This window comes from Pedobacter jaeyakensis (assembly GCF_054461315.1).
This window is the reverse complement of record NZ_CM136921.1, coordinates 1747817-1772441: the sequence shown is the minus strand read 5'-3', so window position 1 is coordinate 1772441 and position 24625 is coordinate 1747817. Positions and strand designations below refer to the sequence as shown.

The 24625-nt window shown below is 36.8% G+C and carries 22 protein-coding genes; 9 read left to right on the top strand and 13 right to left on the bottom strand.

Translation table 11 applies throughout. The features are described 5' to 3' along the window. Nucleotides 1-160 precede the first annotated feature (160 nt). The 3 genes from ACXZ1K_RS07885 (at nucleotide 161) to ACXZ1K_RS07875 (ending at nucleotide 3719) form a co-directional block, all read left to right on the top strand. Nucleotides 161-1237, top strand: coding sequence for a sensor histidine kinase (locus tag ACXZ1K_RS07885; RefSeq protein ID WP_458972834.1), 1077 nt, complete (start codon nucleotides 161-163; stop codon nucleotides 1235-1237). Then, a complete protein-coding gene (locus ACXZ1K_RS07880; protein WP_458972833.1) occupies nucleotides 1234-1977 on the top strand; it encodes a LytR/AlgR family response regulator transcription factor in 744 nt (247 codons plus the stop codon). The genes ACXZ1K_RS07885 and ACXZ1K_RS07880 overlap by 4 nt, the downstream gene beginning before the upstream one ends. A gap of 200 nt (nucleotides 1978-2177) precedes the next feature. Continuing rightward, nucleotides 2178-3719, top strand: a complete 1542-nt coding sequence (locus ACXZ1K_RS07875) for a serine hydrolase domain-containing protein (protein WP_458972832.1) — start codon at nucleotides 2178-2180, stop codon at nucleotides 3717-3719. Between the two features lie 15 nt (nucleotides 3720-3734). Here the strand turns inward: ACXZ1K_RS07875 and ACXZ1K_RS07870 are convergent, their stop codons facing one another. Next, the gene (locus ACXZ1K_RS07870) at nucleotides 3735-4580 is read right to left on the bottom strand and encodes a tetratricopeptide repeat protein (protein ID WP_458972831.1); all 846 of its coding nucleotides are present in this window, start codon (nucleotides 4578-4580) and stop codon (nucleotides 3735-3737) included. Between the two features lie 56 nt (nucleotides 4581-4636). Here ACXZ1K_RS07870 and ACXZ1K_RS07865 point away from each other — a divergent pair, with 56 nt between their 5' ends. Both ACXZ1K_RS07865 and ACXZ1K_RS07860 read left to right on the top strand, forming a co-directional pair. After that, nucleotides 4637-5089, top strand: a complete 453-nt coding sequence (locus ACXZ1K_RS07865) for an energy transducer TonB (protein ID WP_458972830.1) — start codon at nucleotides 4637-4639, stop codon at nucleotides 5087-5089. An 80-nt stretch (nucleotides 5090-5169) separates the two neighbouring features. Continuing rightward, entirely contained in the window at nucleotides 5170-6267 is a 1098-nt protein-coding gene (locus tag ACXZ1K_RS07860) for a DUF695 domain-containing protein (RefSeq protein WP_458972829.1), read from the top strand. 474 nt (nucleotides 6268-6741) lie between these two features. Here the strand turns inward: ACXZ1K_RS07860 and ACXZ1K_RS07855 are convergent, their stop codons facing one another. Beyond that, nucleotides 6742-7437, bottom strand: a complete 696-nt coding sequence (locus ACXZ1K_RS07855; RefSeq protein ID WP_458972828.1) for a hypothetical protein — start codon at nucleotides 7435-7437, stop codon at nucleotides 6742-6744. A gap of 119 nt (nucleotides 7438-7556) precedes the next feature. Between ACXZ1K_RS07855 and ACXZ1K_RS07850 the strand changes: the two genes are divergently transcribed. Then, the gene (locus tag ACXZ1K_RS07850) at nucleotides 7557-7862 is read left to right on the top strand and encodes a hypothetical protein (protein ID WP_458972827.1); all 306 of its coding nucleotides are present in this window, start codon (nucleotides 7557-7559) and stop codon (nucleotides 7860-7862) included. Nucleotides 7863-7881: 19 nt separating this feature from the next. On the opposite strand, the gene ACXZ1K_RS07845 is transcribed toward ACXZ1K_RS07850, so the two are convergent. From ACXZ1K_RS07845 to ACXZ1K_RS07795, 11 genes are all read right to left on the bottom strand, one after another. Next, the gene (locus tag ACXZ1K_RS07845; protein WP_458972826.1) at nucleotides 7882-8364 is read right to left on the bottom strand and encodes a hypothetical protein; all 483 of its coding nucleotides are present in this window, start codon (nucleotides 8362-8364) and stop codon (nucleotides 7882-7884) included. Nucleotides 8365-8746: 382 nt separating this feature from the next. Next, nucleotides 8747-9220 carry a hypothetical protein gene (locus tag ACXZ1K_RS07840; protein WP_458972825.1) on the bottom strand — a complete coding sequence of 158 codons (474 nt, stop codon included), beginning with the start codon at nucleotides 9218-9220 and terminating at the stop codon, nucleotides 8747-8749. Between the two features lie 26 nt (nucleotides 9221-9246). Then, a complete protein-coding gene (locus ACXZ1K_RS07835; RefSeq protein ID WP_458972824.1) occupies nucleotides 9247-12534 on the bottom strand; it encodes an SNF2-related protein in 3288 nt (1095 codons plus the stop codon). 78 nt (nucleotides 12535-12612) lie between these two features. Further along, nucleotides 12613-13377 carry a hypothetical protein gene (locus ACXZ1K_RS07830; RefSeq protein WP_458972823.1) on the bottom strand — a complete coding sequence of 255 codons (765 nt, stop codon included), beginning with the start codon at nucleotides 13375-13377 and terminating at the stop codon, nucleotides 12613-12615. 239 nt (nucleotides 13378-13616) lie between these two features. Further along, the gene (locus tag ACXZ1K_RS07825) at nucleotides 13617-14042 is read right to left on the bottom strand and encodes a hypothetical protein (RefSeq protein ID WP_458972822.1); all 426 of its coding nucleotides are present in this window, start codon (nucleotides 14040-14042) and stop codon (nucleotides 13617-13619) included. Between the two features lie 3 nt (nucleotides 14043-14045). Then, a complete protein-coding gene (locus ACXZ1K_RS07820; RefSeq protein WP_458972821.1) occupies nucleotides 14046-14972 on the bottom strand; it encodes an endonuclease NucS domain-containing protein in 927 nt (308 codons plus the stop codon). Between the two features lie 2 nt (nucleotides 14973-14974). Next, nucleotides 14975-17851 carry a type I restriction endonuclease subunit R gene (locus tag ACXZ1K_RS07815; protein ID WP_458972820.1) on the bottom strand — a complete coding sequence of 959 codons (2877 nt, stop codon included), beginning with the start codon at nucleotides 17849-17851 and terminating at the stop codon, nucleotides 14975-14977. Further along, on the bottom strand, nucleotides 17848-18384 hold the full coding sequence (locus ACXZ1K_RS07810) for a macro domain-containing protein (protein ID WP_458972819.1): 537 nt from the start codon (nucleotides 18382-18384) through the stop codon (nucleotides 17848-17850). The genes ACXZ1K_RS07815 and ACXZ1K_RS07810 overlap by 4 nt, the downstream gene beginning before the upstream one ends. Nucleotides 18385-18500: 116 nt before the next feature. Further along, nucleotides 18501-19730, bottom strand: coding sequence for a restriction endonuclease subunit S (locus tag ACXZ1K_RS07805; protein ID WP_458972818.1), 1230 nt, complete (start codon nucleotides 19728-19730; stop codon nucleotides 18501-18503). Nucleotide 19731: 1 nt separating this feature from the next. Continuing rightward, on the bottom strand, nucleotides 19732-21315 hold the full coding sequence (locus tag ACXZ1K_RS07800) for a type I restriction-modification system subunit M (protein ID WP_458972817.1): 1584 nt from the start codon (nucleotides 21313-21315) through the stop codon (nucleotides 19732-19734). A gap of 218 nt (nucleotides 21316-21533) precedes the next feature. After that, nucleotides 21534-22343, bottom strand: a complete 810-nt coding sequence (locus ACXZ1K_RS07795) for a hypothetical protein (RefSeq protein WP_458972816.1) — start codon at nucleotides 22341-22343, stop codon at nucleotides 21534-21536. 1139 nt (nucleotides 22344-23482) lie between these two features. Here ACXZ1K_RS07795 and ACXZ1K_RS07790 point away from each other — a divergent pair. Genes ACXZ1K_RS07790 through ACXZ1K_RS07780 form a run of 3 tightly spaced genes read left to right on the top strand, consistent with a single transcriptional unit; the run spans nucleotide 23483 to nucleotide 24588 of the window. Continuing rightward, complete coding sequence (locus tag ACXZ1K_RS07790; protein ID WP_458972815.1) at nucleotides 23483-23881, top strand: hypothetical protein; 399 nt, start codon at nucleotides 23483-23485, stop codon at nucleotides 23879-23881. Nucleotides 23882-23920: 39 nt separating this feature from the next. After that, nucleotides 23921-24439, top strand: a complete 519-nt coding sequence (locus ACXZ1K_RS07785; RefSeq protein ID WP_458972814.1) for a DUF2199 domain-containing protein — start codon at nucleotides 23921-23923, stop codon at nucleotides 24437-24439. A 29-nt stretch (nucleotides 24440-24468) separates the two neighbouring features. Beyond that, entirely contained in the window at nucleotides 24469-24588 is a 120-nt protein-coding gene (locus tag ACXZ1K_RS07780) for a DUF4184 family protein (protein WP_458972813.1), read from the top strand. The last annotated feature ends 37 nt before the right edge of the window (nucleotides 24589-24625 follow it).

Below are 24625 nucleotides of genomic sequence, written 5' to 3'. Positions count from 1 at the left end.
GCAATAAAATGAAATAGACCATGAGCTAACAGTCATAGACGAAGGATACCTCTAAACCGATAGAGATAACAATTGGCTGTTCATCTATAGAAAACAACCTGCCGTCGGTTGCATTTGCAATTCACTGTCCAATCGGTGATATTGCTTACTTTTAGGTTACATGCAACAATTGTCGAAAAGCAAATATATCACCATATTAATCCATGTGCTAGCCTGGGGCTTATTTGGCTTTGGTGTTTTTTTCTACCTGCCCATATTTTCCGGACTAGATATTCATTACGGATTATGGATCAGGCAAATTATCACTTTTGCATTGTTAGTAGTAGCATTTTATATCAACGCACTGGTATTGGTACCAAAATTCCTTTTAAAAGATAAGCCCGCACATTACGGTGCAATAATCATCGGACTAATTATCGCTATAGTTATCCTCGACGGGTGGAATGATCATTTACTTAACCTTAACCGTTTTTTAGATGAAGCTTTTCTTAAACGCGTAATGAAACAGGTGCTGGCGCATCGCGGAGAAAATATCTTGCAAATCTTTACACTGGTAATCTCCGTTTTGGTTCTTGTCATCAGTACAAGTATGGCCACCATTTGGAAATGGCAAAAAGATAAACAAAGGGCAGAACAGTTGGAAAAAGAACAAGTCACTTCAGAGTTATCCTTACTCAAAGCACAGATCAATCCACACTTCTTTTTCAACACACTAAATAACATTTACATCCTTACACAGGTGGATGCAAATGTGGCAGGGCACGCCGTTCACCAGTTATCCCGTATGATGCGATACTTGCTGTACGAAACTCAGCAGGGGCATACGCAATTATCAAAAGAAATAGCATTTGTAAATGACTATATCGGTCTAATGCAGCTGCGACTCACAGATCGGGTGAGGCTCAACATCGAAATTCAAGATAGAATAATCGATATGCCTATGGCACCAATGCTGCTCCTTCCCTTCCTTGAAAATGCATTTAAATACGGTGTAAGCACAACACAAGAGAGCCAGATAGATTTAAGGATGATCCAAGAAGGCAGCAAGCTGTTCTTTATCTTAAAGAATTTCGTCTTGGAGGATAACAGTCAGAGATTGGAGCTTAATTCAGGCATAGGGCTAGTCAATACCCGCAGGCGATTAGCACTTCTTTATCCTGGTAAATATACATTGTCTATTGATGAACGTACCGCTGAAAATAAGTATATTGTTCACTTAATGCTTGATCTCTCATGACCTTAAATTGCATTGCGATTGATGATGAACCGCTGGCCCTCGCCCAGGTAAGTAAGTTCGTGGAGCAAACCCCGTTTTTAAGACTGGCAGGCAAATATGCCAATGCAATGCATGCACTAGGTTCAATACATTCCCAACAAATAGACCTGATATTTCTCGATATTCAAATGCCAGACCTTAATGGCATTGAGCTGGCACGCGTACTTGATAAAGGGGCGGGCAAACCCCGCATCATCTTCACAACCGCATACAACCAGTTTGCCTTAGAAGGCTTTAAGGTTGACGCACTGGATTACCTGCTAAAGCCATTTAACTATGAAGAATTTCTAGGTGCATCGCAAAAAGCATTACGGTATGCTGAACTGATGACCAAGCCTGCAAGAATAGAACCCAATGTTAACGGAGGGGAACAACCGGAAGCTGACTACATTTTTTTGAAAGTTGAATACCAATTGGTGCGTATCGCACTTAATGATATCCTGTATTTTGAGGGGCTCAAAGACTACGTAAGAGTTGAGCTAAAAAATGCAGAAAAACCCGTTTTGTCCTTAACCAGCCTAAAAGCGTTGGAAGAGAAACTACCATCCAAACAATTCATGCGTGTGCATAGGTCTTTCATCGTCTCGCTAGATAAGGTTACTTCGATGACAAGAAACTCATTACATATTGGCAAAATGCAGATCAATGTTGGCGATCAGTACAAAGAGGCCTTCTTAAACTTTATCGAAAAATGGGCATGAAAACAATTTTCACCACGGCATTGATCTGTCCTAGCTTGACTTTACCAAGTTTTCACTCTGCGATCTATTGTATACACCTAAAATTTTTGAAAGAATAAATACCGCGAATTTAAAACACCATTGGCTTTTCTGTGATAACCTTCGCAAACAATTCACTATCTTCAATTTCTATAAAACCTTGCAGCCTAATTTAACCAAATATGCATTTTAAACTTCGTACCCTCTCCTTTCTTCTGCTGTTGCAGATCGTTATTTATGTTCCAGTAAGCGCTCAACACTTACCACATAGTACTCCAGAGCAAGAAGGAGTTGATTCCAAAGGCATTCAGGATTTTGTGAATGCAACCCGTAGCAGCAAAACAGAGTTCCATAGTTTTATGCTGCTGCGCCACGGTAAGGTGATTGCAGATGGCTGGTGGAACCCATATGGTCCGGAGCTGAGGCATACGCTGTACTCCTGCAGCAAAAGTTTTACCGCAACGGCGGTTGGTTTTGCCATCAATGAAGGTAAAATAAAACTCGACAGCAAAATCATCTCTTTCTTTCCAGATCAAACACCAGCAACGATTAGTGAAAACCTCGCTCAATTGACCGTAAGAGATGCCCTGATCATGTCAGACGGGCAAGATCCCGAACCTAGTTACGTATCTGCTGATACCAATTGGGTAAGAAGCTTTTTAGCAGCACCTATCGTCCATAAACCCGGCACTAAGTTTTTGTACAACTCGTTGGGAACCTATATGCTTTCGGCCATTGTGCAGAAAGTAACCGGTCAGACTTTACTACAATACCTCACGCCAAGATTGTTTGAGCCACTCGGCATTAAAAATATAGATTGGGAAACTGATTTAAAAGGAGTCAATACCGGGGGTTGGGGATTACGCGTCAAAACCGAAGATATGGCCAAGTTTGCACAGCTGTTTCTGCAGAAGGGTAAATGGAACGGTAAACAAATTTTGCCATTGGGATGGGCAGAAGAAGCCAGTTCCGTAAAAATAATTCAGCATCCAGATATGCCAAAGGCGAATCGTGACGCGAGCGACTGGGAACAAGGATACTGCTACCAAATGTGGAGATGCAAAAACAATGCTTACCGCGGTGATGGTGCTTTTGGCCAATACATGATTGTGATGCCAGATCAAGATGCGGTAATCGCCATCACGGCTGAAACTTCCGACATGCAGGGAGAGATAGACCTGGTGTGGAGGTACCTACTACCAGCAATGAAAGCCAATAAACTACCGGAAAACAAAGTTGCTGTGGCGGAATTGCAAAAAGCATTGAAGGAACTGGCATTGCCGCCAAATCAAAAAAACAACAGCGGACTTGTTGCCGAAATCAATGGAAAGTCTTACACGCTAAAGAATGACCAATCTAAAATTAGCAACATCGCATTTAAATTTAGCGGAGATGGCAAATGCCAGGTAAGCTTGAAAGGTGATACAGCAAACTATAGCTTAACGTTTGGTGCGGGTAGCTGGGTTTCAAGCTCAACTAATAAGCCAGGCCCTTCACTAACTGCCCGTGCAAAAGAGATCCGTACCATGCTGTTTCCGGCAAAAGTAGCGGGCAGTTACTCCTGGACCGATGATCATCACTTAGCGCTAACCCTGAGGTATATTGAAAGTCCTCATACAGAAAAATTTGTATGTGAGTTTAATGGAGACAACATCACCGTTCAACAGAGCAACACTGTTGACAAAGGAAGGGAAGTGGTTTACACGGGAAAAAGAGTTTTATGATAGCCGGCTATTAGTTTACTTCTTTAATTTAGACTCCATGTCATCCAGATACTTTGAAAATTGATCGTCTTTGGTTGTCCATTTTCTGGTTTCCTTTGCCCAGGCAGTAAAGTTTGTTAAGTCTTTTTTATTGAAATAATCCCCAGCGATGTTAAATGCTATTTCCGCTTTGATTGGCTTTTCGTCGCAAACTTCAATCCCTTTAAGAGCTATTTTTGATGCCTCATCTATCTTCTGTAAATGAATGTTTGCATAGGATAGTTCTTTGTACAGATAACATTCTTTCGGTGAGGTTGCTATAGCGTCGGTTAGGACTTCGACAGCTTTATTAAATTGACCTAAAGCATTATAAGCATAACCGAGTTCAAATTCAACACCAGCAAATTTCGGATTCAATTGATAAGCTTTTTCTAGATAAGTTAGCGCTTTGCCACTCATGTCATAGGCGTTGTAAAAATAACCCCATCGCTGTAGACGTTCGATCGTATTTTCACCAGTTTTATAAATAGCAAGCCATTCCGGTACGGCTTTAACACCCAATTCGGCAAATTTCTCTTCTGGAATGATCGCAATGACTCCTTTGTGGGGCTCAAGTCTAACCTTCATCGTTGAATTGTCTAAAACGCGTGCAGGAATATACCTACCGGCTGCATCTATCTTAAATGTGCCCTCGTAATTAAATGTTAAACCTGCCTGTGAATCAATGTAAATGTAACCAAATAAATAGGCAGTGTCTTTTTCAGTCTTCTGGTACGCCACCCATTGGTCTTCACACTGCGCATTCCTTTTATCAAATTTTAGAAGGGTTTGAGCTTGGGCGTTAAGAGAAAAAAGGAATGCAACGATAATTAAATATCTCATATTAGGGCGTTAATTAAGTTTCTACTGCAATGTAAAATAATTAATTAAATTGGACTATGAACCTGCGCTCGAAAATTAAAAAAACACTGCTTCTAATATTCCTTCCAGGGGGCTTTATAAGCTCAAAGGCGCAGCAAGATTTTCAAGATACCTGCACTAAAAGCTATGATGCCAAGCTGAAAAGATATATTTACGAATATTCCAGTTTAGATGTCCAACCTCAGTACCCCGGCGGCATGGAGAAATTTTATGCGTTATTAAAAAAAGGGACTCAGAGTATCGCCCCACCAGAAATCTTACAAGGCACGTTCATCTATTCATTTGTCGTGGATGCTGATGGCAGCATTATTGGGGAAGAGATTCCTAAAAAAAAGGCTTCTGAGTATAATGCTATGGAGATTGCCGGACTTAAAACAATTAGGATGACGAAATGGATACCCGGCATATGCAACAAAAAAAATGTCCCAGTTCGCTTTACAATACCGGTGCACATTAATTGGTTGCAGTAAAATACCTTAACCAAACCAATATATTCTAATTTATCTATTGTAATCGAATTAATTATATTGCTTAAAATTATCGCTTACACATGGGCATTTTAAAAAGTATATTCGGTAAAAAGGAATCCGTAATCAATTCAAATGAAGGTTTCTGGAATTGGTTTGCAGATAACGCCAAAACCTTTCATGCCGTTGTAAAAAAACATAAAAACATAGAAGAAGACTTCTTTAACAAGCTTTCTCCAAAATTGAATGAACTCAAGGAAGGATATTTTTTCCTGACAGGAATGCTTAAGGAGGGCACCGCTGAGCTGGTTTTAACAGCAGACGGCATTGTAAAGAATCTGGTCTTTGTTGAAGAACTTGTTGCGGCGGCACCAGAAATACCAGGCTGGAAATTTACCGCACACAAGCCCGAAACCGATATTGAGAGTTTTGGTGTAAACATGAACGGATACAAGTTCAATAAAGACAACATTAGTTTTTATCCTGAAGAACTGCCTGCATACCCAGATGAAATTTCGCTTGTGATAACCCATAACGACTTAACCCATGAAAACTATAAAGATATGGCCACGGGTTTCTACGTTTTTCTTGACAACTACCTTGGTGAAGTTCGGGTGGTCACAACTATTGACAACATTGGATTTATTCCAAAAGATGAAGTGACGGAAAAACTTATCCCAATAGAAAAACTAAAATCTTACTTGATCTGGCGGGAGAAAGAATTTAAAGAAAAATATGAGGATGTAACTATTGATACTTCCGAGCATGAGCATTCAGTTATGGAAACCAAACTTAATAACGGCAATCCGCTATTTGCAACCATAAATACCGAACTACTAAACTGGGATAATAAGGCATCACATCCGTGGATGTTAAAATTTGAACTTCCATATGATGGTTCCAGCAACGACGGTTTACCAGATCCACAAACCCTGCAATTGCTTTACGCTATTGAAGAAGATATACTTTTGCAATTAAAAGACTTCGAGGGGTATTTGAATGTAGGAAAAGAAACTTCAGACGGTGTGCGAACAGTGTATTTCGCTTGTAATGAATTCAGAGATTCTTCTAAAATTGCCCATCAAATTGTAAAGAAGCATAGATCTAACATAGAAATTGTCTATGAGATCTTTAAGGATAAATACTGGCAGTCGTTAGCACATTTTAGGGCTTTTGAGTAGGTTCAGATGAGACGTCTATTTTTATCTTGTGCTATATCTCACCGGTGATATTAATAACTGGAGGACGTTTATTAGCGCTTATTTCGGATAGTTGAAGAATGTAATCCTAATAAACTATATGTCAATTTAAAAGCGTAGCGTTTCAAATTGAAACTTGTAACTTTATATAGAAACAACGTTTAACAATAAAATTCCTGTTGAAGGAATTAATGAAGAATCCGGAAGTTAAAACTAGACCATGATACAATTAATTGGAGAACTTCTTTTTTTATTTAGCAAACTTTTTGAAGAACTCATAGACTGGATGATAGAACGCAAAAGAAAGTCTTAATTGAATGAATACCTTACGTGGTCTGGTTATAGTGAAGATTGGAAGTATTTCGCCTCTATTGAAGTCGCTATTACATCATCATAAACTGAGTTCAATCTGCAAACAGTAATAAGTATGTCGGAAAGCCACTTAAATTTACCAACTCAATTTTCCCTAAAAAGCGTCATACTGGCTCTACCCTCTTCCATTAATTTCAGTTTACCTGGGGTAAATTCCAGCACTTTGTATTTCACTACTTTAGGTTCTATATAGTATTTTACACTTGGAACCATATCTGCAATCAAATCATAATGTGCTTTTCTCAATCGATCAATATTAAGTATTACTGGATTATACCCACTACTTTCTAATACTATATAGCGTATGGCGCTATCATGACTTAACCAGACAGTTCCCTGGCCATCTATAGAGGATTCTGAAACCGCAATTATATTCCAAAATTTGTCTCTAAAGAATAATCTTCCACTCATGGGATCTTTAGCATCATCGAATATTTTAAATGACACAACTGTCATAGGTAAAGCGCCAGCACGATATTCTAAAGTATAATTAGAAGAATCACGGCCGTTGACTATCGCTTCGTACTTTAACGTCAATACTCTATTTTTTATCATGTATGTTCCACGACCAAAATCTCCCCCAATATCCCCGCTAATTGTATGATCAAACCTTCCATTAACGAAATTAAAAACTTGCTTTCCATAAGAAGTTACTTCACTAAATTTACCAGTAATCTTTTGGCCGTTCGCTGCTTGAAATGTAAGCAGTGATATTATAGTCGATAGAAAAAAATATTGAAAGGCCACTTGCGGGATTTTTAAGAGTTTTAGGGCATCCATAATTATTTTTCTTTAATTCTCCTCTGCAAATTACTCATCTAAATTAACATTTACGTTCCCAGACTCTGGAAGATTGGATATGGCATTTTTATTTACTTACTTTAACAAAACGAACTCATATGACAAAGAACATACTCTTAGCATTGCTACTGATTGCCACACTAGGCTGTAAAAAAGACATTGCCTATAGTGATGACGACACTAACCTCTACAAGTGGAAAAGAGATTTGTATACAGCAACAGTCGAGAAGGAGAAACCTGCTGTGTTTATTAACAGGGAGGGAAAAACCGCATCAGCTCAACCTGCAATCTTTGTAAGTTCAGATGTAGTTGTATTGACCGAGTACCGCAAGGATAAACAACAAGATAGCATCTATAAAGCCAGCGGAAAAATGCAGGTGTATAAGTATGAGAAAATAAATTGAGTTTGTAGACCTCCACCTACTACCATTTGATCTTACCTTTTTTATAAAAAGCAAAGCTCATAACATTCAATAATATGGCTAGCCCGATAACGACAAATCCTAGTTGCTTTTGAAAACCACCACGAGCGAAGTAAGATTGCCCCTTCTGGTCTATAAATTGCGCATAGCGATTCAGTCCCTCTTCTCTGGTGTTATCAGTTTCGTAATAATAGATGTCAATCATATCGCCAACCTTTAAATCATCTATTGACTTTTGAGTTGGTTCGCTATTGGGTTCATAGATTTCAAAGACATATGGATAGGCATCAATTTTTAGATACCGATAGTCTCCTTTATCTCGTACTGGTAGATCCTGAAATTCTTTGGAGAAGTATTCAATGGTTCCGGTAGACTTGTCATATTCCTTCTTCTCTTTGGAATTATTAACAACCACAAATATGCCCATTCCAAGGATCAGGATTGAAACGAAGAATATTCCACGAAAACTAACTGGTATCATCATGCTTTTATATTATTTAACTTATACATCCAATCGGCACTAACCTACATTACTAAACTAAATAAATAAATCAAATTTTAATGCAAGCAATTGACAGATCAAAAATTTGTAACTGTTAACCCAACTCAATGTCTAATCATTGAAAAGATTCTTCTGAAAAAAATGATTGAAGAGTCTGCAAATTGAAGTACAAACCACGATGCATTTAATAGGGGAATTCATTTTTGAACTTTTATTCCGCTTCTTATTCGAGCTATTGTTTGAAAGCATTATCAATCATATAGCAAAGGGTTACAGATTGCTTTTCCCATTGCCGCCAAAACCATTAACTAAGAAACGAAACACAAAGAGCCAACGATTTCTTTTCAAGTTGCCAATAACGAAGTCAAAACAATTTATGAAGTTCAACAGCTAGCGGCATGGATTTATTTTCATATTGATATACCGAAATAGTAAATAAGCCTTTCCTATATTCCAGAGAGGTCAGCTCGTTGTTTTCAAACTTTTTCTCAAGGTGAAACCCCTCATACTTTAACTGCGCAATAATTTGTTTAACATGAGAAACCGGAAAAAAATCACAATGTATGCTGTGAAATAATTGATTGCCATCTTGCCATTGGCTTTTGATAATATCTACTGATGAATCACCTTTCAGCCAACTGAATTCGGTTATTTGCTGTTTATGATTGGTACGATTCGAAACCAAAACACTTTTCTTATCTCTTGCCAAATAATCGATTGCCTGTTGATGGGTCATATATGACAAAGCAATCATGTCTTTAATTTTAAGGACCTGATTATGTTTGTCAAGAGTCTCAAAGCAACCGTTAAAAAGAAGCATAGAGCCAAAAGCACTCATGAATGATATAATTAGAATAATTCGTATCACGATTGTCGATATGTTTCAGGAACTCCTATCATGCAAGATGCCACGCGATTCCAAAGGGATGTAATTAGCGGCGTCTCGTCTAGTATCCGCTGTAAAATTGCGTTAGTTAATTCAATTTCATGATGCATCTTCTTCAAATTATGTAGAGTAATAACCGCTTTGTTATTCCGTTTTTGTTTCTGCTTTAACTCCGCCAGATACGGCATAAAAATGTCCAGCCACTGTTGAGAAAGGTGGTAGTAATCAACGTTATATTGCCCCTCAATTATTTTTGGATTAAGCATATCCAATGTCTCTGTTAACAATTTAGTTCTTAAGATGTCACGCTTGCTTTCGTCCATTTTTTTTAGAAGTATGTATTTGGCGAGTTCTAGTGTTCTTTTTCTTTTACAGGGTAAGATGCTAATCTCATTATCCAATAGAAGTTTAACATATTTATTTATATACGTCTGCACACTATTCGACCACCTTTCTTCCCAATTTTCGGTGCCTATAATGTGGGTCCGAAGCTGCTCGCACACTTGGCCTAATTCAGTGTAAATAATCTCCTTTGAGTCAATAAAGTACCATCGAGGGGTTATTGTTTTTGTTCCCTTGATCGCCAGAAAAACCCAGGGTTGCTCAGAATAGCCAATACTGAGTTTGACTTTAACGGCAGCATCAACATCTTTATAAAGATCATAATACGCCTTCGAAATTAAAGGGTTAGATCCTTCGTATAAATTTCTCACACTTGCAAAAGCATCCTGAATACCTCCCCAAGAACGATCTTCTTTTTCATCATCATGAAGGGTCTCAATCATCGTCTGTGCAGTAATTACTTCATCATGAAAGTCTTCTAACAATTCTTCTGGCATAGAAACATTCCCACCAATCAGGCTTTCTGTATCCAACATCGTTGTAATTAATCTTTTGTCTGATTTCAAGGCAAAATTTACAGAATCGTCAGGCCACCATATTTTTATTTGTTTGTGAGGACTATCTAACCTATCAATCCTACCAATTCGCTGTTCGGCCATTCTTAATACGCTAGGCATGTCTAAGAATACAAGCGAGGACGCCTGTTGCAAGTTTACTCCTTCCGACATGGCATCACCACACAAAGCCAAAATATTTTTACTATCTGAACCTAAATCGAAACTTTTTAAAATTGTATGAATATCAGTTTTACTTGATGTTCCAGTTACTACATATGTTTGAATATCACTTTTAGGATACCTATCCGGCAAAATTCTTTTTGCAAAGTAATCCAGTGTAATAACAGTACTGTCAAATCCAATTACCAACCTATTTTCTTTAAAAAGATCCATAAGAATGCTGGCCTTCGCTAATTCTCTAGACACACTCATTTTCTTTGACAGAGAAGCAATTCTGGCATAAACAGCAATTTCTTCAATACAAGCATTCTGATACGCATCCAAATCAACCAACCATTCTGGAGAAAAGTCTTTAAAACTATTTACTGGCAACTTACGGCTGTGCTTGCGAATGGAGCCAATTATATTTCCTGTTTCCGCTTTATTAGTTCTGAAGTTATAATAATTGCGAGCTGCCGCTGTACCTTCTATGTGTTCCAAAAGTGCTGCTTTTGATGAACGCATTTTTGCTTGCACATTATATTTACTGAGGCCTTTTGCAGCCTTTAACCTTTTTTCAATATAGATACTCGGTTCGTAATCTAATCCGTCTTTTGGCCTTCTTAAGTCCTGTAAATAAAGGATCCCTCTTAAATTTTCAATTGCTAAATTTATATCCGCAGCAATTTGAATATCAGAACCAGTTTCGCCAGTTTCATATTTCTCAGGGATGTTTTTGGGATAGCGACAACGGTTACCCGACCGATTAACGTATTCCTCTGGCGATTGATCTATTAATTCATTGAGTTGTAATTTGGTCCTTCGAACGAGAAATTTCTCAATATATGTCCTCAAAGAATTGAATGCGGGAGTGTTCCGTTTTAAGCTTCTTTGGCGCTTCAAATCACGAAACTTACTCAATTCATCATCATTTAAATTGTCGACGCCCAAAAGCTCAATTAATCGAATTAAATCCTTAGGCTTTTTATTTATTGGCGTGGCGGTGGCTAGAATGATATTATCCGAAGTATGTAATCCAACGTTAGCACTCCTATTTGATTGGGAGTTTAAAAAATTGTGTGCCTCGTCAACCACCAAAATGTTAGCGATGCGAATTTCTTTCAATAAAGAACTATAATTTCTACCTTTAGGATAGCTTAAAGCTCCCAAAGAAATTTGACTGCTTTGAGAGAATTCAACATCTACAAATTCTCGACTCCAACTCTCTTTCACAAGTGGCGGACAAATGGTTATTGCATAAGATCTATTTTTCCGACCAGTTTCCCAAAGCCAGTGATATAGGACAAGCTGCAAGCTACTTATCATTTTTGTTTTGCCGGAACCAGTTGGATCAGCTATTAATACACAGCCTTGAGTTTGTAAAATATATAATGCTTGCCCGAGTCCTAAACGTTGAGAAGGCCATAACTTCAGACTATTAAGTTTAGTCTGTAATTCTGGGATATCTTTTAGCCATGGTTTATCAATCAGTTCAGATATCGCTCGAGCCAGTGCCTCTTTCCAAGTTGTAATCTTCAACAACTGGTGCAACATTTCTATTATCTGATCATTGAAATTCCTACCCAAGGTGTAAAAATTCTCGCCTATACGTTTGACGTCGTGGTACTGGTCTTGTTCAAATCTTCGCTTTTTATTATTTTCAATTCTAATATTCGCTTCATCTTGTATTGTAGTACCATTCTTGCTGAAGTTTGCTGAGCCCAAAATTGCATGTGATTCACCAATATAAAGTTTAGCATGTAGCCTATCTGAAAATTTGAAGGCTATTTTCCCATTTTTTATTAGTTCTATTAAATTAATGACTTCACTACCATTAGCTAATGAATAACTTTGTTCTGCCCAATAATCTTTTACTTCACGTTCAAGCTCTACGCTTTTCCAGAGTTTCCGAGTTCTTATTTCTGGCACGAATCCAAGGACAATTCTAACATGTTTAAGTTTCTCAAAATCTGCCTTTCTCCCAAAAAGCTCGATTAAGTGAGACAATGAGGTAAATCCTGTGACAATTAAATACTCTGAGCTATTATTTATATCCCTCCATATCTCTGAGAGGACTGTCCTTTTAGAGGTAAAGTCTTTTATGTTTAGCGGAAAGATTGAGTTATCAGGCCACGAGAGAAGCGGCGAGATAGGATTATCAAAATCTATTAAACTTTGGCTAGAAGATTGCTTTTTAACTTTACCCAATTTATTAATCCATAAATTCTGAACTCACTAAACAAGTTAATAAATTTCAGGCAAATAAATTAAATCATTCATTATAAATTATTTAATTATTGTTATATTTCTATAATTCTGTATCAGTCCAGGATAATAAAAGTTGATAAAGGATTTAACAGTGGATACAATTGATTTAAGATTGATATCTAAAATATCCTGATAAACATTATCATAAGATGTAAAGCCGTTTGTTTTTTTCTCTTTCAAATGCGTAAGTTCATCACGCAACTTCTTCAACCTAAATATTGTATCGAACTTCTTAGGAAATTTGGCAGCGAAATCCTTTTTACATAAATCTGGAATAATGCGCTTAATCTTGTCATCAAAGGGCACATACCTTTGAATGTATTCCTTCTCAACTAACTTCCCATTAAAGTTTATCAAAGCGTAGTCAGGAAGCATCTGATTCATAAACGCTTCGATAGCAAAAAATGAAAAAATTACCCCGACCGAAGCCACTCTAAATACAAAACTGAATGGCATCGCTTTCTCTGTCAATGACGGGTCTAATATAGCACTTGATAGCAGATTTCTACCTTTCTCCAGCTGTTCGATTGAATCAAAGGCTAGAGAGAAATAGAAAGTTACCGGGTTCGGCTCCATTAATAAAAAATGGCTTCTCTTGTACTTTAACTTATTTATGCCGTACAGTTTGTCGCCTCCAATTGTCATGAACATAAATTCTTTATTCTTAAGGGCTTTTCTTAATTGCTTTTCTGATGTAACTTTTGGTATAGAACTTAGGTCAACAGGACGATCGCCATCTTTGTTATATTCTAATCCTTTATAATTTATTCTAGTGCCTTTCATTGATATAAATTTTAAATAACTATCAACCATTTAAAATAGCGATAAATTGTTTACTTGCTACATCAACTTTTTAAAGAAATATTTGCTCTTGCTAAAGCGTTGAACTAAACTTCATAAACAAATTCTCTTGATGTTCCTTGAGCCGGTATATACTTATACTTTGTTCCAACAAAACTTTTGATTCTGGAGCAAGATAAAACAAGTGATAATCTCCACTAATGGGCATGTTTTCTAATAAATTAAATACACTTATTCCAACGCGGTAGTCTTCCATAGACTGATCGAAATTTGGTAAGTAATTCAATCTCCAGTTCCCTAGGAAAATCTTGGCTTAAGTCCCCATGGGTCACATACCAGTAAATATCTAACGCTTCAATATTTTCTAGTTTCATTTTTTGTGGCCAATATGTTTTGCGTAAAATCCCATCAGTTTTGCCTGTTAAAAATCTTCCCCGTAAGCCATCCTTGCGATGAATAATGTTTCCGTCTTCACCTTTTCGACCAGAAATTCCGATATAAATCAAATTTACCCTTCCCTGTTCTAACGCATAAATTAAATAAATCCCACTACATCTTATGGGCGCATTGCAAACCGCTGATAGTCTATCCTGCGGCTTGAAAAAGAAATGACCATTTTCTTTATATTTCTTTAGTTCATCAAACATAAATCAATTTTTAAATAAGCTAAAACTCACTTTATACCTGTAAAAAGAAATTTTACTAGTCACCGCCAGCGCCCTTCGTATTTTAAGGTCATCATCCAGAGCAATAATAACCCCTTTGACTAATTGTCCTGGCTCAGCAAGTTCCTGTAAAACATAACCCATATACCGTTGAATCTGCCCAACTACCTGATCACTTGCTCTCCCTCTTTTTAACTCCACGATTAAAAGCTCCTTTTTGTCTTTGCTCACTGCAAGAATATCAATGGGGCCGGTATCACTGGGAAATTGTCGACCAACTATCTCACCTTCATCTTCGAAGATGTCATACGACTTGCCAAGTTCTGTGTATTTCCAATTATGCACCAAAAAATCCTCTAAGTGCTTTTCTAATGCAAATACCGTTGGATCCTCAATAGAAGAATCGGTGGCAACAATCGAAGGTACATCTGGAGCAATCAGTAAGCTTTCAATTTCAGAAGCGTACTTACTGATTAAAGAAACCGTTCCTATCGAACCGGCTGAGTTCTTTAACTCGGTGCTCATTTCCGATCTGTCAATTGTCTCTGCCAACCATTTAACCGGTCTACGATGAGGCAATAACTTCCCTGGCTGATAAAAGTAATCACCGATTACCTCACCAATAAAATATGTCCCAGCACCATTGGGAGACAATATTATATCTCCTACATGAATACCTTTGGCAACAGTATGCAATGCACCGCAGGCTAAACCAGCTGCAACTTTTGTTTTTTCAGGATGCTGGGTAAGAAAATATGGAATGAACTTTTTATTGAATTCTCTCCAATTCTCTGGCAGATGGCCTGTCAAGTCTATCTCAAATCCAAAATCTGCTCCTATAAAACTCTCTTTAAAGCATTCGTTTGCATACAAGCTGCCCTTTCCGAGCATAATTCTGTAGTAGTTCTTCATTGCTAGTTGTCTACCTTTTCAACCCCATCAAAAAACGTATTCACAAAATCTATAATCTTGGTCATTACCCTTTCTACTTTCGTTTTACGCTCCAATACCTTCGGTGCTGACTCCAGCACACTTACTATTTCATCCCGTAGTGGCACACGTTCGCTATACAAATAATTTTCGATCACAGCTTGCAGTTCCACTGGCTTTAACTTCTCTTCGGTAACCAGATTATAAAATGCAGCCTCTTGCTCTTTAGACCAAAACTTGCTAAATTCTGCTTTGATGTCTCCATTCTTAGTTAGCTGTGGAACATTCTCTGCAATAAACTTTTCAATCAGTTCCTTCTTGCTCCTTAACTGCACCGTTCCGTCTATCAGATCAGTAATCTGTTTGGCTTGCTGTTGCTTTCCTTTTTCATCACTTTTGGGTACCGCCACAAACTTTGCCAGTAACATTAGGATATAATCCACATTAATCTCATCCCTGTGAATTAGCTCCAGTTCAAAATCTACATCATCCAGAATAGACACTTTCTCCTTTTCCGGTCCTTTCGAACTCTCATATAAATCCAGGTACTTGCTTTTGTAATCCTCAAAACTCTGGTCATCCATATCGATCTGCACAGGATCGAAATCTGCGAAACTAGTTAAGATATTTTTAATCCGCATTAACGCTCTAAACGCTTGCACAAAACGCAGCTTGTCGTTTTCACTATTCAAATCATTTACACTGTCAACTGTAGGGACAATCTCCAATAATGCAGCATAGGCTTCGTTAAACTTAGCCACATAATCTTCGTACGGTTCCATTACAATCACGTCGATTGCATCCTTATTGGAGAAAAGTGTAATCGCATCATCTGTAGCTTGCTTCAAGTTTCTGAAACAAACAATATTCCCCTGAGATTTCAACTCATTCAATATTCTGTTTGTACGGGAAAAAGCCTGAATCAAGCCATGGTATTTCAGGTTCTTGTCAACATACAGCGTGTTGAGTGTTTTACTGTCGAAACCAGTTAAAAACATATTCACCACCAACAACAAATCAATTTGCCTTTCCTTCACCCGTTTAGCAATGTCATTATAATACAAGTAAAAAGAATGACTGTCTTTAGTAGTAAAGCTTGTATTGAAAAGCTCATTATAGTCTCCAATGTATTCTTCCAACACATCCCTACTGTGTAGTGTTTTGTAAGCAGCGATTGGGTCCGCAGCCATGCTAAAAGTGTCTTCCTCTTCGATCAACCCATTTGCATCCTTATCGTCTTCGTTAACACCATAAGAGAATATCGTCGCAATACGAAGATTATGCCGGCCATCTTCCTTTTTACTTTTGAAAAGATCATAATACTTCGTAAGCGCGTCAATGCTGCTCACACAAAACATGGCTGTAAAATCTTTGGAATGCGTTTTACGTCCGTGATTGTCAATAATGTAATCGGCGATTTTATCTAAACGCTTCGGGCTCTCCAATAACTCTTGCGTGTCAATATCCTCCACAGGGATATCGACAAAAGTTGGCTTGTCAATTTTATCTTTATACCTGCCCACGTACTCAATCGAGAATTTTAATACATTTTCATCCTTGATAGCATCGGTAATCACATATTTATGCAAGCAGTCGTCAAATAATTCTTTAGTTGTACGCTTGCCATAAGAATTACTAATCGCATTTTCTGCAAAAATCGGTGTACCTGTGAAACCGAACATCTGGTAATTATTAAAGAAAGCCCGTATCCGCTTATGCGTATCGCCAAACTGACTTCTATGGCATTCATCAAAAATAAACACGATGCGCTGCTCCTTCAGCTTTTCCATTCTGCTGAGGTAGCGCGCATTGAATACCGCATTATTCAGCTTCTGGATGGTAGTGATGATTAACTTTGTATCATCAGTTAATTTGGTAACCAGACTATGCGTATCCTCTGTTTCATCTACACTACCCTTACTAAAGCTATTGAACTCTTTATTGGTCTGATAATCCAGGTCTCTCCTGTCCACCACAAAAACCACTTTGTCCACCAAGGGCAGATTGGTTAAAATTTGACTGGCCTTAAATGAAGTTAAGGTTTTACCAGAGCCAGTAGTATGCCAGATGTAACCATTTTTATTTGTATTCTTTACCCTGTCAATTAAAGCCTCCACCGCATAATACTGATATGGCCGCAGCACCATCAGCAATTTATCAGTTTCATTGAGTACAATATATTTGGTAACCATTTTTGCCAAGTGGCAAGGCTCCAAAAACACCTCTGCAAATTTAGAAAGCTGGGTAATGTTTTGATTACGCACATCAGCCCAGAAAAAAGTCTGCTTAAATGTAAGTGCAGCCAGCCGATTATTGGCATAATACTTAGTATTTACGCCATTGCTGATCACAAATAATTGTACATATAGGTACAAGCCGTTTGATGAGCAATAGGAATGCCTTTGGTATCGGTTTACTTGGTTGAAAGCCTCTTTTAACTCCAGGCCTCTTCTCTTCAACTCAATCTGAGCCAATGGCAAGCCATTGATTAAGATTGTCACATCATAACGATTTTTATAACTGCCTTCCATGGTAACCTGATTGGCTACCTGAAACTCATTCTTACACCAGTGATCCTGATTGATAAATTCGATATAGGCAACAGTGCCATCATCCTTTTGCAGTGCAAATTTATCACGAAGTATTTTGGCCCTTTCAAAAACACTGCTTTGCTTATTGAGTTGATTGAGTATTTTACTAAACTCCTTATCAGAAAACTGGGTGCGGTTGTGCTTTTCCAGTTGAACTTTAAGATTAGTTAGGAGCGCAGTTTCGTCTTTGATGACAACGGACTCATGACCTAGAGAGATTAACTGCTTAACTAAGATTTCCTCTAATATTTGTTCGGGTTGATGGGTCATCTTCCCTGTCCCCTTTGATGTGTATTCTTCTGAAATAAGTCATATCGACCCGACGACTTACTATCCGCTTGAAAATCGCCAGCAGGTTCAAAAATCTGAATATTCAGATGATCTTCCATTAGTTTAAGCTTATTTAAAATTAATGGCTTTACAACACCCCAATTTAGCCCACCATTACCACAACCCAAAGCAGGAATCGCAATGGATTTGATATTTTTTTCTTCAATTACTTTAATGAGGTCATCAAGACCAGATTCAATATATTCCAGCTTGGTAGAAGTATGCCAGTCTGTTTTTGTAGGAAAGTTGATGATGTATTTTGGACCGATTGCATGATTGGTGTTAGTGACAAACATTTCACCTGGCACCACTTCTCCTGCAGCACATGCTTTTTTATAAATCTTATAATTGAGATCAAATTTCTCCTTAAACTGGAGGGCAATCCCTTCACCCATTATACCTACCGTGTTCACAGCATTGACTAGTGCCTCCACATCCGCTTGTAATAAATTATTAGTCTTAAAATCGATCATTAGTAATAGTATTCTGGGTTAGCAAAGCGACTTCCAAGTTACTGTAAAGTCTCATCCGGTAAATACATGTTTTTACATTATTCATTCTATTTAACTAATATAGCACCTTTGGACGTCTAAACAAACATTTGCTGTAACAGCCCTTTTTTGAATTCTTTAGCGTTTTCTATTTGCTGGGAGATAAGGTTGATTTTATCGTCAATTGCGGAAAGAAAATTAGCTATTTTGGTTTGTTCTTCAAAACAAGGGAAAGGCAATTTCATTCCTGAAAATACGTCGAAGCTAATTTGCTTCCCGTCCCTTATACCAATCACTGAATTGCTCAGCTCTTGAATAAAGCTTTCTTTTTTCAGATAATATCTAAAGAAAATTGCTGATAATTCAATTTTAGGCTTTAATACTGTGTACGCCGGACTGCAGATACCCATTACATTAGAATATTCTATACCACCTTGAAAAGATCTTAGGCTGATTATAAAGTCGCCAACTTCAACAATTTTGTAAGACTTAACACTATCCTCAGAAGAATAAATGTCTTTGCCAATAGAACTCCTAAGAACAGCCCCTTGATCTTGAGTTATTGCTAATATTTGCAGGTCTCCATTATGTTTCTTATTCGTGTGATTTATAAAAATGTCTTTGGCTTTTTTAGTTACCCAGTCGGAATAGGGGGAACCTTGGTCATCTTTAAATCTAACCTCTTGGTTAAATATTTTTTGCATTACACCTTTTTTGTATTTATCCACCAGCTTTTTCTTTTTATTGAGAAGTTGGATCTTATCATCAACAAAAGTTAGAAAACTTGCAATTTTACTTTGTTCGATCAAGGAAGGTATCGATATCTCAATGTTTAAAAAATTCGGTTTTGAAATGTTCTTCATGGTGCCACTAGTACCCGAAGCAATGTTACTTATCTGATCTTTAATTTTCGTTGTAGCCAACAAGATACTTAGCCACTTTACATTAACTTTATTTTTGTCTAAGGTTGCCATCCATAGTCTATCCGGAATAAAAAGGCTCGGATAATCTTTATCAACATAACCACTTTCCCCAACTAATTGCGGAGTATTCATTCTGCTAATAAGAATAGTATCTCGAAGAGGATTCAGCCTCGCATTTACCAATTCTTCATCAAGAATTTTTTTATTTTCAGAACTCCTAAACTTTCCAAAACTAACAGAGCTGGTTTTTAGAATTCCGAATTCATCCTTTGAAGTAATCCTTATGTCCTCCGATTTAACACTCACTCCGGACTGCAAGGTTATTATGATTTGTTTTAAGCAGCATGATGTCCAATGATCTTTAAATTCTGAAAATCTTAATACCGGTATTTTTTGATTATCCATGTTAAAAAGGAGACTTGATTCCCAACTCATCACAGAATTTCAAAATCGTAGAATCTATAACGACCATTTGCTTGTCAATAACTGTTAGCCTATCGGCTAATGCGTTAAGATTAATTACTTCCTCAGTTTCAAAAGTTTCAACATAACGCGCGATGTTTAAATTGTAATCATTTTCTGTGATTTCAGTGAGGCTTGAACTATAACTATATTTTTCAATAACAGCACGCTCACGATAGACATTTACAATCTGATCAATGTCTTCTTGACGTAATTGATTTTGATTGCCATTCTTACCAAAATGCTTACTGGCGTCAACAAATAAAACGCTATCATCCACTTTGCGGCACTTTTTAAACACTAATATCGAAGTTGGAATTCCAGTACCATAAAAAATATTGGCCGGCAATCCAATTACTGCATCCAGATAATTACGATCTTGAATTAGGTATTTTCGAATATGCCCCTCGGCACCACCTCTAAATAAAACACCATGAGGTAACACTACAGCCATAATTCCATTATCAGCCAAGTGATGGATCATGTGTTGTACAAAAGCAAAATCAGCCTTACTACTAGGTGCCAGTTTACCGTATTGACTAAACCGGTCATCGCTCATAAACAAAGTACTGGCACTCCATTGTGCAGAAAATGGCGGATTAGCAACTATTGCTTCAAATTTCTTATCTAAATGTTGCGGATGTGTAAGTGTGTCCTCCTGTTTAATATCAAATCTACTGTAATGAACATCATGCAAGATCATGTTCATTCTTGCCAGGTTATATGTTGTTCTATTGAGTTCCTGTCCATAAAAATCAGAAACCTGGGCTTCTTTTGCTACCCTTAACAGTAGTGAACCAGAGCCACATGTAGGGTCATAAACAGATTTCAGTTTAGTTTTACCAGTTGTCACTATTTTAGCCAACACGGTTGATACCTGCTGTGGTGTATAAAATTCTCCCGCCTTTTTTCCGGCACCACTAGCAAATTGGCCAATTAAATATTCGTAAGCGTCACCTAAAACGTCAGAATTAGCATCTTCCAATTTGAAATCTATCTTATCTAAATGTGAAAGCACTTTTGAAATTAACTCATTCTTAGCTGCTTCAGTGCGTCCCAGCTTAGTTGAAGTCAAATCTAAATCTTCAAATAAATTATCAAAATCATCCTCACTATCAGTACCCATGGTACTTTGCTCAATGTTCTGAAGTATTTTAGTTAAATCTTCAAGTATAAAATTGCTTTGACTTTCACCTGCTTCATCCGCAAGCTTCGCATTTCCCCTTCTAGCTATTTCGCTAAATAATTCTGATGGCTTTAAGAAATATCCTAATTCGTGAATGGCTTCATCTCTTACCGCCTCTAGATATGGCTGGTCTTTTTCGGACCCCTCCTTTAAATTCTGGTACTTTATCTTATCCTCCTTAAGTATGCTGTTCGCATAAATCAGCATCTTTTCACTTAGGTATTTGTAGAAGATAAATCCCAGGATATAATCCCTAAATTCATCTGCATCCATCTTACCGCGCAAGGTATTGGCAATATTCCAAAGCTGCTGCTCTAGCTGTTTCTTTTGGTCCTCAGACATATACTTATTAATCGATCAGTTTTTTCAGTATATGCAATATGGGTTATTTTTAGGAAATTGAGAAGAGTGAAAATGCTAGGGAAGAATGAAAGCAATTCTACATAATTCTTTAGTTTAGGAGATGCGTACGCGACTTACCACAGAATGTGCCATTAATATATGTATGCACATTAGACCTAGGATTTGACTGTATTATCAAATTCAATACAGAATACCAATTACAAGGATATTATTGAATTTGCGATTCTTCTTTCATTACCCAACTGAGTTGTATAAAACCTCTGTTCTATTCCAAACAAAATATTCTTCAAATCATCCTCAGTGGAAATTTCGAAACTATTGTTGTTAAACGGAACTTGACAATATGTTTGGATATACTGATAAATATAATCTTTATCTACTTGCGTAAAATTGTTCAAGGTATCCATAACAAGAGCTATCCTCTTTCGATTAGGAATCTTCACAGAATTCAAATCAAATCCATTTTGTAGTGAGATGAAATCATTAGCTAAAAAGTTTTGAGTTTCAACATCTGTTGCCTCTCGGTATAGAGTGTCCAATCCATTAAAAATCATCTTTGCTACACTGATTTTTTTAAAGTGTAATATATCCGTATTCTTATTATAAATTGAATCTGGAACTTTATTAATCATCACGACCGGCTTATCCTTAATAATTTCTGGATTATCGCTTATCGAAACCCAAGATCTTTTAAGAAGGCTATGAGAATTTATCACTTGAAAACAATAATATTGTGTTTGTACAGAACATAAATATTGTATCTTGACATAATGATCCCTAGCTATTTGGTCATGGTTAGCGGAAATGAAAGCATTTTTAAGAAAATCCAACGCAAAAGGTGATTGTGAAAAATTATCTATTTTATACCATTCTTCTTCTTCAATTAATGTTGCGGGGTCATAAACAATGCTATCTTCTAAAGTAATGGGTATTTCAAAAATATTTTGATCTGTCAAGATTTTAAAGAGATTTGATTTTCTTTTAACTTTTGCTAATAAATAATCCATTTTATTCAGTATCTATAAATGTGTAATCGTTTATTCTTCTCAAATGCAGGAAGTCTGTATCTCCAGGTTTTTTAAGCCTCTTTTTTGTAATTAAAAATATTTTGACGTTGCTTGTCAGCTTTAAAAAATAAAAGTGATATCCGAATATTAGAAATATCGGATTGAAATAAAGGGTTTGTGATAGCGCTGTGAAGACATAAATAATAACAAATACAAAGACCATAGTTTCAAGGTCGGATATGCCAAGAGACACAAAGAAATAACCGAGATATGTGGGCAAGAACGAATTGTTAGCTAGTTCGATTTCTACAACATCGGATTTGGTAATACTATCTTGTCCAAGAAATTTCAGAAGAAAGAAACTTAACCATGTTAAAAATATTGGAGTCAAGATAAATATCAGTCGGGAAAGGTGAGTGTAGTAAGGAAGATGACTCAGTATTGGAAACTTGTATTTCTCATTAATTAGAAATACAACGATTATCAAGTAGGTCGAATTAAAGGCTAAAAAAAGCTTATATAGATATTTCATCCCTCTTATTTAGTAATAATGTATAAAGTAAATTAATGAGACAACAATTGCAAACACAATATATTTGCAATCCCCAAATTGAAAGTAGCGTTAAAGTAATCTCCCAGTATCCCTAAACACTGAGGCAAAGTCTGTATCGGTTAATTCAAATATTATTAAAATATTTGAATTACCTAATATATAACAGAATATTTATTTTTAGATAATTAAAAATCGTGCGTACAAGACAATTCAAAGCGATAATTGGTGTCGACGCCGATGTTTGTAAAACTTGCCTGCACATCATACTCCTTATTGAGAATGAAGATAAAAAGCTCAAAATATTGAACCGCTTGAAATTCTTAATCTAGTATTGTAACTTATGACTGAAAGATGTGGACGCCAATTACAATGGAAGAGCTAGAACAATGGATTTCCCGAGGTGAATCAAAACCTGAGGGTGAATCCTAAACTTTTGGAATCTTATTAAAATCAAACCTGAGAAATGGAAAGAAAAGGAATATGGTGATGAAGATGGCGGCTTTTGGGTAGTTTCAAGAAATCAGCGAATATTGGTGTAATCAAGACGAGCTTGATTGGACAGTAAAAGAACTTTTAAGGCAAAAAAATGAATAAGCATTTGAAATCTTATTTTCTTCTAGTATTAATAACTTCCATTTCCTCTTGCACTGAAATCTTCGAGGAAGGTTCTTCTACACTCATTAACCAGTTCTCCAGTATCGACAGTACTAAAAAGGCAATTGTGTTTGAGAACGCCGGCAACGCTACAGTGGATAATTCATTACATGTTTCAATCGAAGACCAAGAATTTGAATTATCCAATAGCAAACTGAGGAATGTATTTATTGCAGACTACGATCACGCCTCTACGAAACTAGATTCGATGACCATACGGTTGGCATGGAAGGGGAACGATACGTTAAATATTACATACGATTCCAAATTGAGAATATTTAAAAAACTACAGGAAATCAACGGTGTCAAAATTCTCTACCAAGAAAAATGATGAATTTAAAACCTTTCCATACTTTTATAATAATTAGAAATGGAAAAGTATACTTGCAGTCACTGTGGCGGCCAACATGACGATTGGCCTGCTTTAGCATATTTTGCACCAATCAACTATGATGACGTGTCTTCTCAATATGAAGGCAACTTTGAATTAAATGATGACTTTTGCATTATGGATTTTAGTGATCGAGTTGATTTTTTCATTAGATGTACACTAAAATTAAACGTGACAGATCATTGCGATGAATTGGATTATGGAGTTTGGGTATCCTTAATCGAGAGCAGTTTTAATAATTATTCCGACAACTTTTTTAATGAGGATCACCAAGTTTCTTATTTCGGCTGGTTATCTAGTTCGTTAATAGGCTATGAAAACACAGTTGGAATTCCAATGAATGTAATCACTCAAATTGGTAATTCCAGGCCATTACTTGTCCCACATCGAGATCATGATCATCCATTAGTAAGAGAGTACTTTAATGGAATTTCAAAAGAAGAAGCAGAAAATAGGATTGCACAGTTTTGTAAGCAGTGGGATTTTAATGAATCATGAAATATTTATTTAATGCACAATCGAACTAAATGCCCTTTACCATCTCACATCCAGCCATAGTTTTACCGTTAACACTCCTTCCTAAAAAGTGGTACTCACTCACTGGCTTAGTAATAGGAAGTCTAACACCCGATTTTGAGTATCATTAGTATGAAAGTGCAAAGTGATGTTAGTCATTCCACTTTC

Bases quoted from the DNA above. Each gene is read 5' to 3' on its own strand.
- ACXZ1K_RS07885 (WP_458972834.1), top strand. From the start codon at position 161: ATGCAACAATTGTCGAAAAGCAAATATATCACCATATTAATCCATGTG.
- ACXZ1K_RS07880 (WP_458972833.1), top strand. From the start codon at position 1,234: ATGACCTTAAATTGCATTGCGATTGATGATGAACCGCTGGCCCTCGCC.
- ACXZ1K_RS07875 (WP_458972832.1), top strand. From the start codon at position 2,178: ATGCATTTTAAACTTCGTACCCTCTCCTTTCTTCTGCTGTTGCAGATC.
- ACXZ1K_RS07870 (WP_458972831.1), bottom strand. From the start codon at position 4,580: ATGAGATATTTAATTATCGTTGCATTCCTTTTTTCTCTTAACGCCCAA.
- ACXZ1K_RS07865 (WP_458972830.1), top strand. From the start codon at position 4,637: ATGAACCTGCGCTCGAAAATTAAAAAAACACTGCTTCTAATATTCCTT.
- ACXZ1K_RS07860 (WP_458972829.1), top strand. From the start codon at position 5,170: ATGGGCATTTTAAAAAGTATATTCGGTAAAAAGGAATCCGTAATCAAT.
- ACXZ1K_RS07855 (WP_458972828.1), bottom strand. From the start codon at position 7,437: ATGGATGCCCTAAAACTCTTAAAAATCCCGCAAGTGGCCTTTCAATAT.
- ACXZ1K_RS07850 (WP_458972827.1), top strand. From the start codon at position 7,557: ATGACAAAGAACATACTCTTAGCATTGCTACTGATTGCCACACTAGGC.
- ACXZ1K_RS07845 (WP_458972826.1), bottom strand. From the start codon at position 8,364: ATGATGATACCAGTTAGTTTTCGTGGAATATTCTTCGTTTCAATCCTG.
- ACXZ1K_RS07840 (WP_458972825.1), bottom strand. From the start codon at position 9,220: ATGAGTGCTTTTGGCTCTATGCTTCTTTTTAACGGTTGCTTTGAGACT.
- ACXZ1K_RS07830 (WP_458972823.1), bottom strand. From the start codon at position 13,377: ATGAAAGGCACTAGAATAAATTATAAAGGATTAGAATATAACAAAGAT.
- ACXZ1K_RS07825 (WP_458972822.1), bottom strand. From the start codon at position 14,042: ATGTTTGATGAACTAAAGAAATATAAAGAAAATGGTCATTTCTTTTTC.
- ACXZ1K_RS07820 (WP_458972821.1), bottom strand. From the start codon at position 14,972: ATGAAGAACTACTACAGAATTATGCTCGGAAAGGGCAGCTTGTATGCA.
- ACXZ1K_RS07815 (WP_458972820.1), bottom strand. From the start codon at position 17,851: ATGACCCATCAACCCGAACAAATATTAGAGGAAATCTTAGTTAAGCAG.
- ACXZ1K_RS07810 (WP_458972819.1), bottom strand. From the start codon at position 18,384: ATGATCGATTTTAAGACTAATAATTTATTACAAGCGGATGTGGAGGCA.
- ACXZ1K_RS07805 (WP_458972818.1), bottom strand. From the start codon at position 19,730: ATGGATAATCAAAAAATACCGGTATTAAGATTTTCAGAATTTAAAGAT.
- ACXZ1K_RS07800 (WP_458972817.1), bottom strand. From the start codon at position 21,315: ATGTCTGAGGACCAAAAGAAACAGCTAGAGCAGCAGCTTTGGAATATT.
- ACXZ1K_RS07795 (WP_458972816.1), bottom strand. From the start codon at position 22,343: ATGGATTATTTATTAGCAAAAGTTAAAAGAAAATCAAATCTCTTTAAA.
- ACXZ1K_RS07790 (WP_458972815.1), top strand. From the start codon at position 23,483: ATGAATAAGCATTTGAAATCTTATTTTCTTCTAGTATTAATAACTTCC.
- ACXZ1K_RS07785 (WP_458972814.1), top strand. From the start codon at position 23,921: ATGGAAAAGTATACTTGCAGTCACTGTGGCGGCCAACATGACGATTGG.
- ACXZ1K_RS07780 (WP_458972813.1), top strand. From the start codon at position 24,469: ATGCCCTTTACCATCTCACATCCAGCCATAGTTTTACCGTTAACACTC.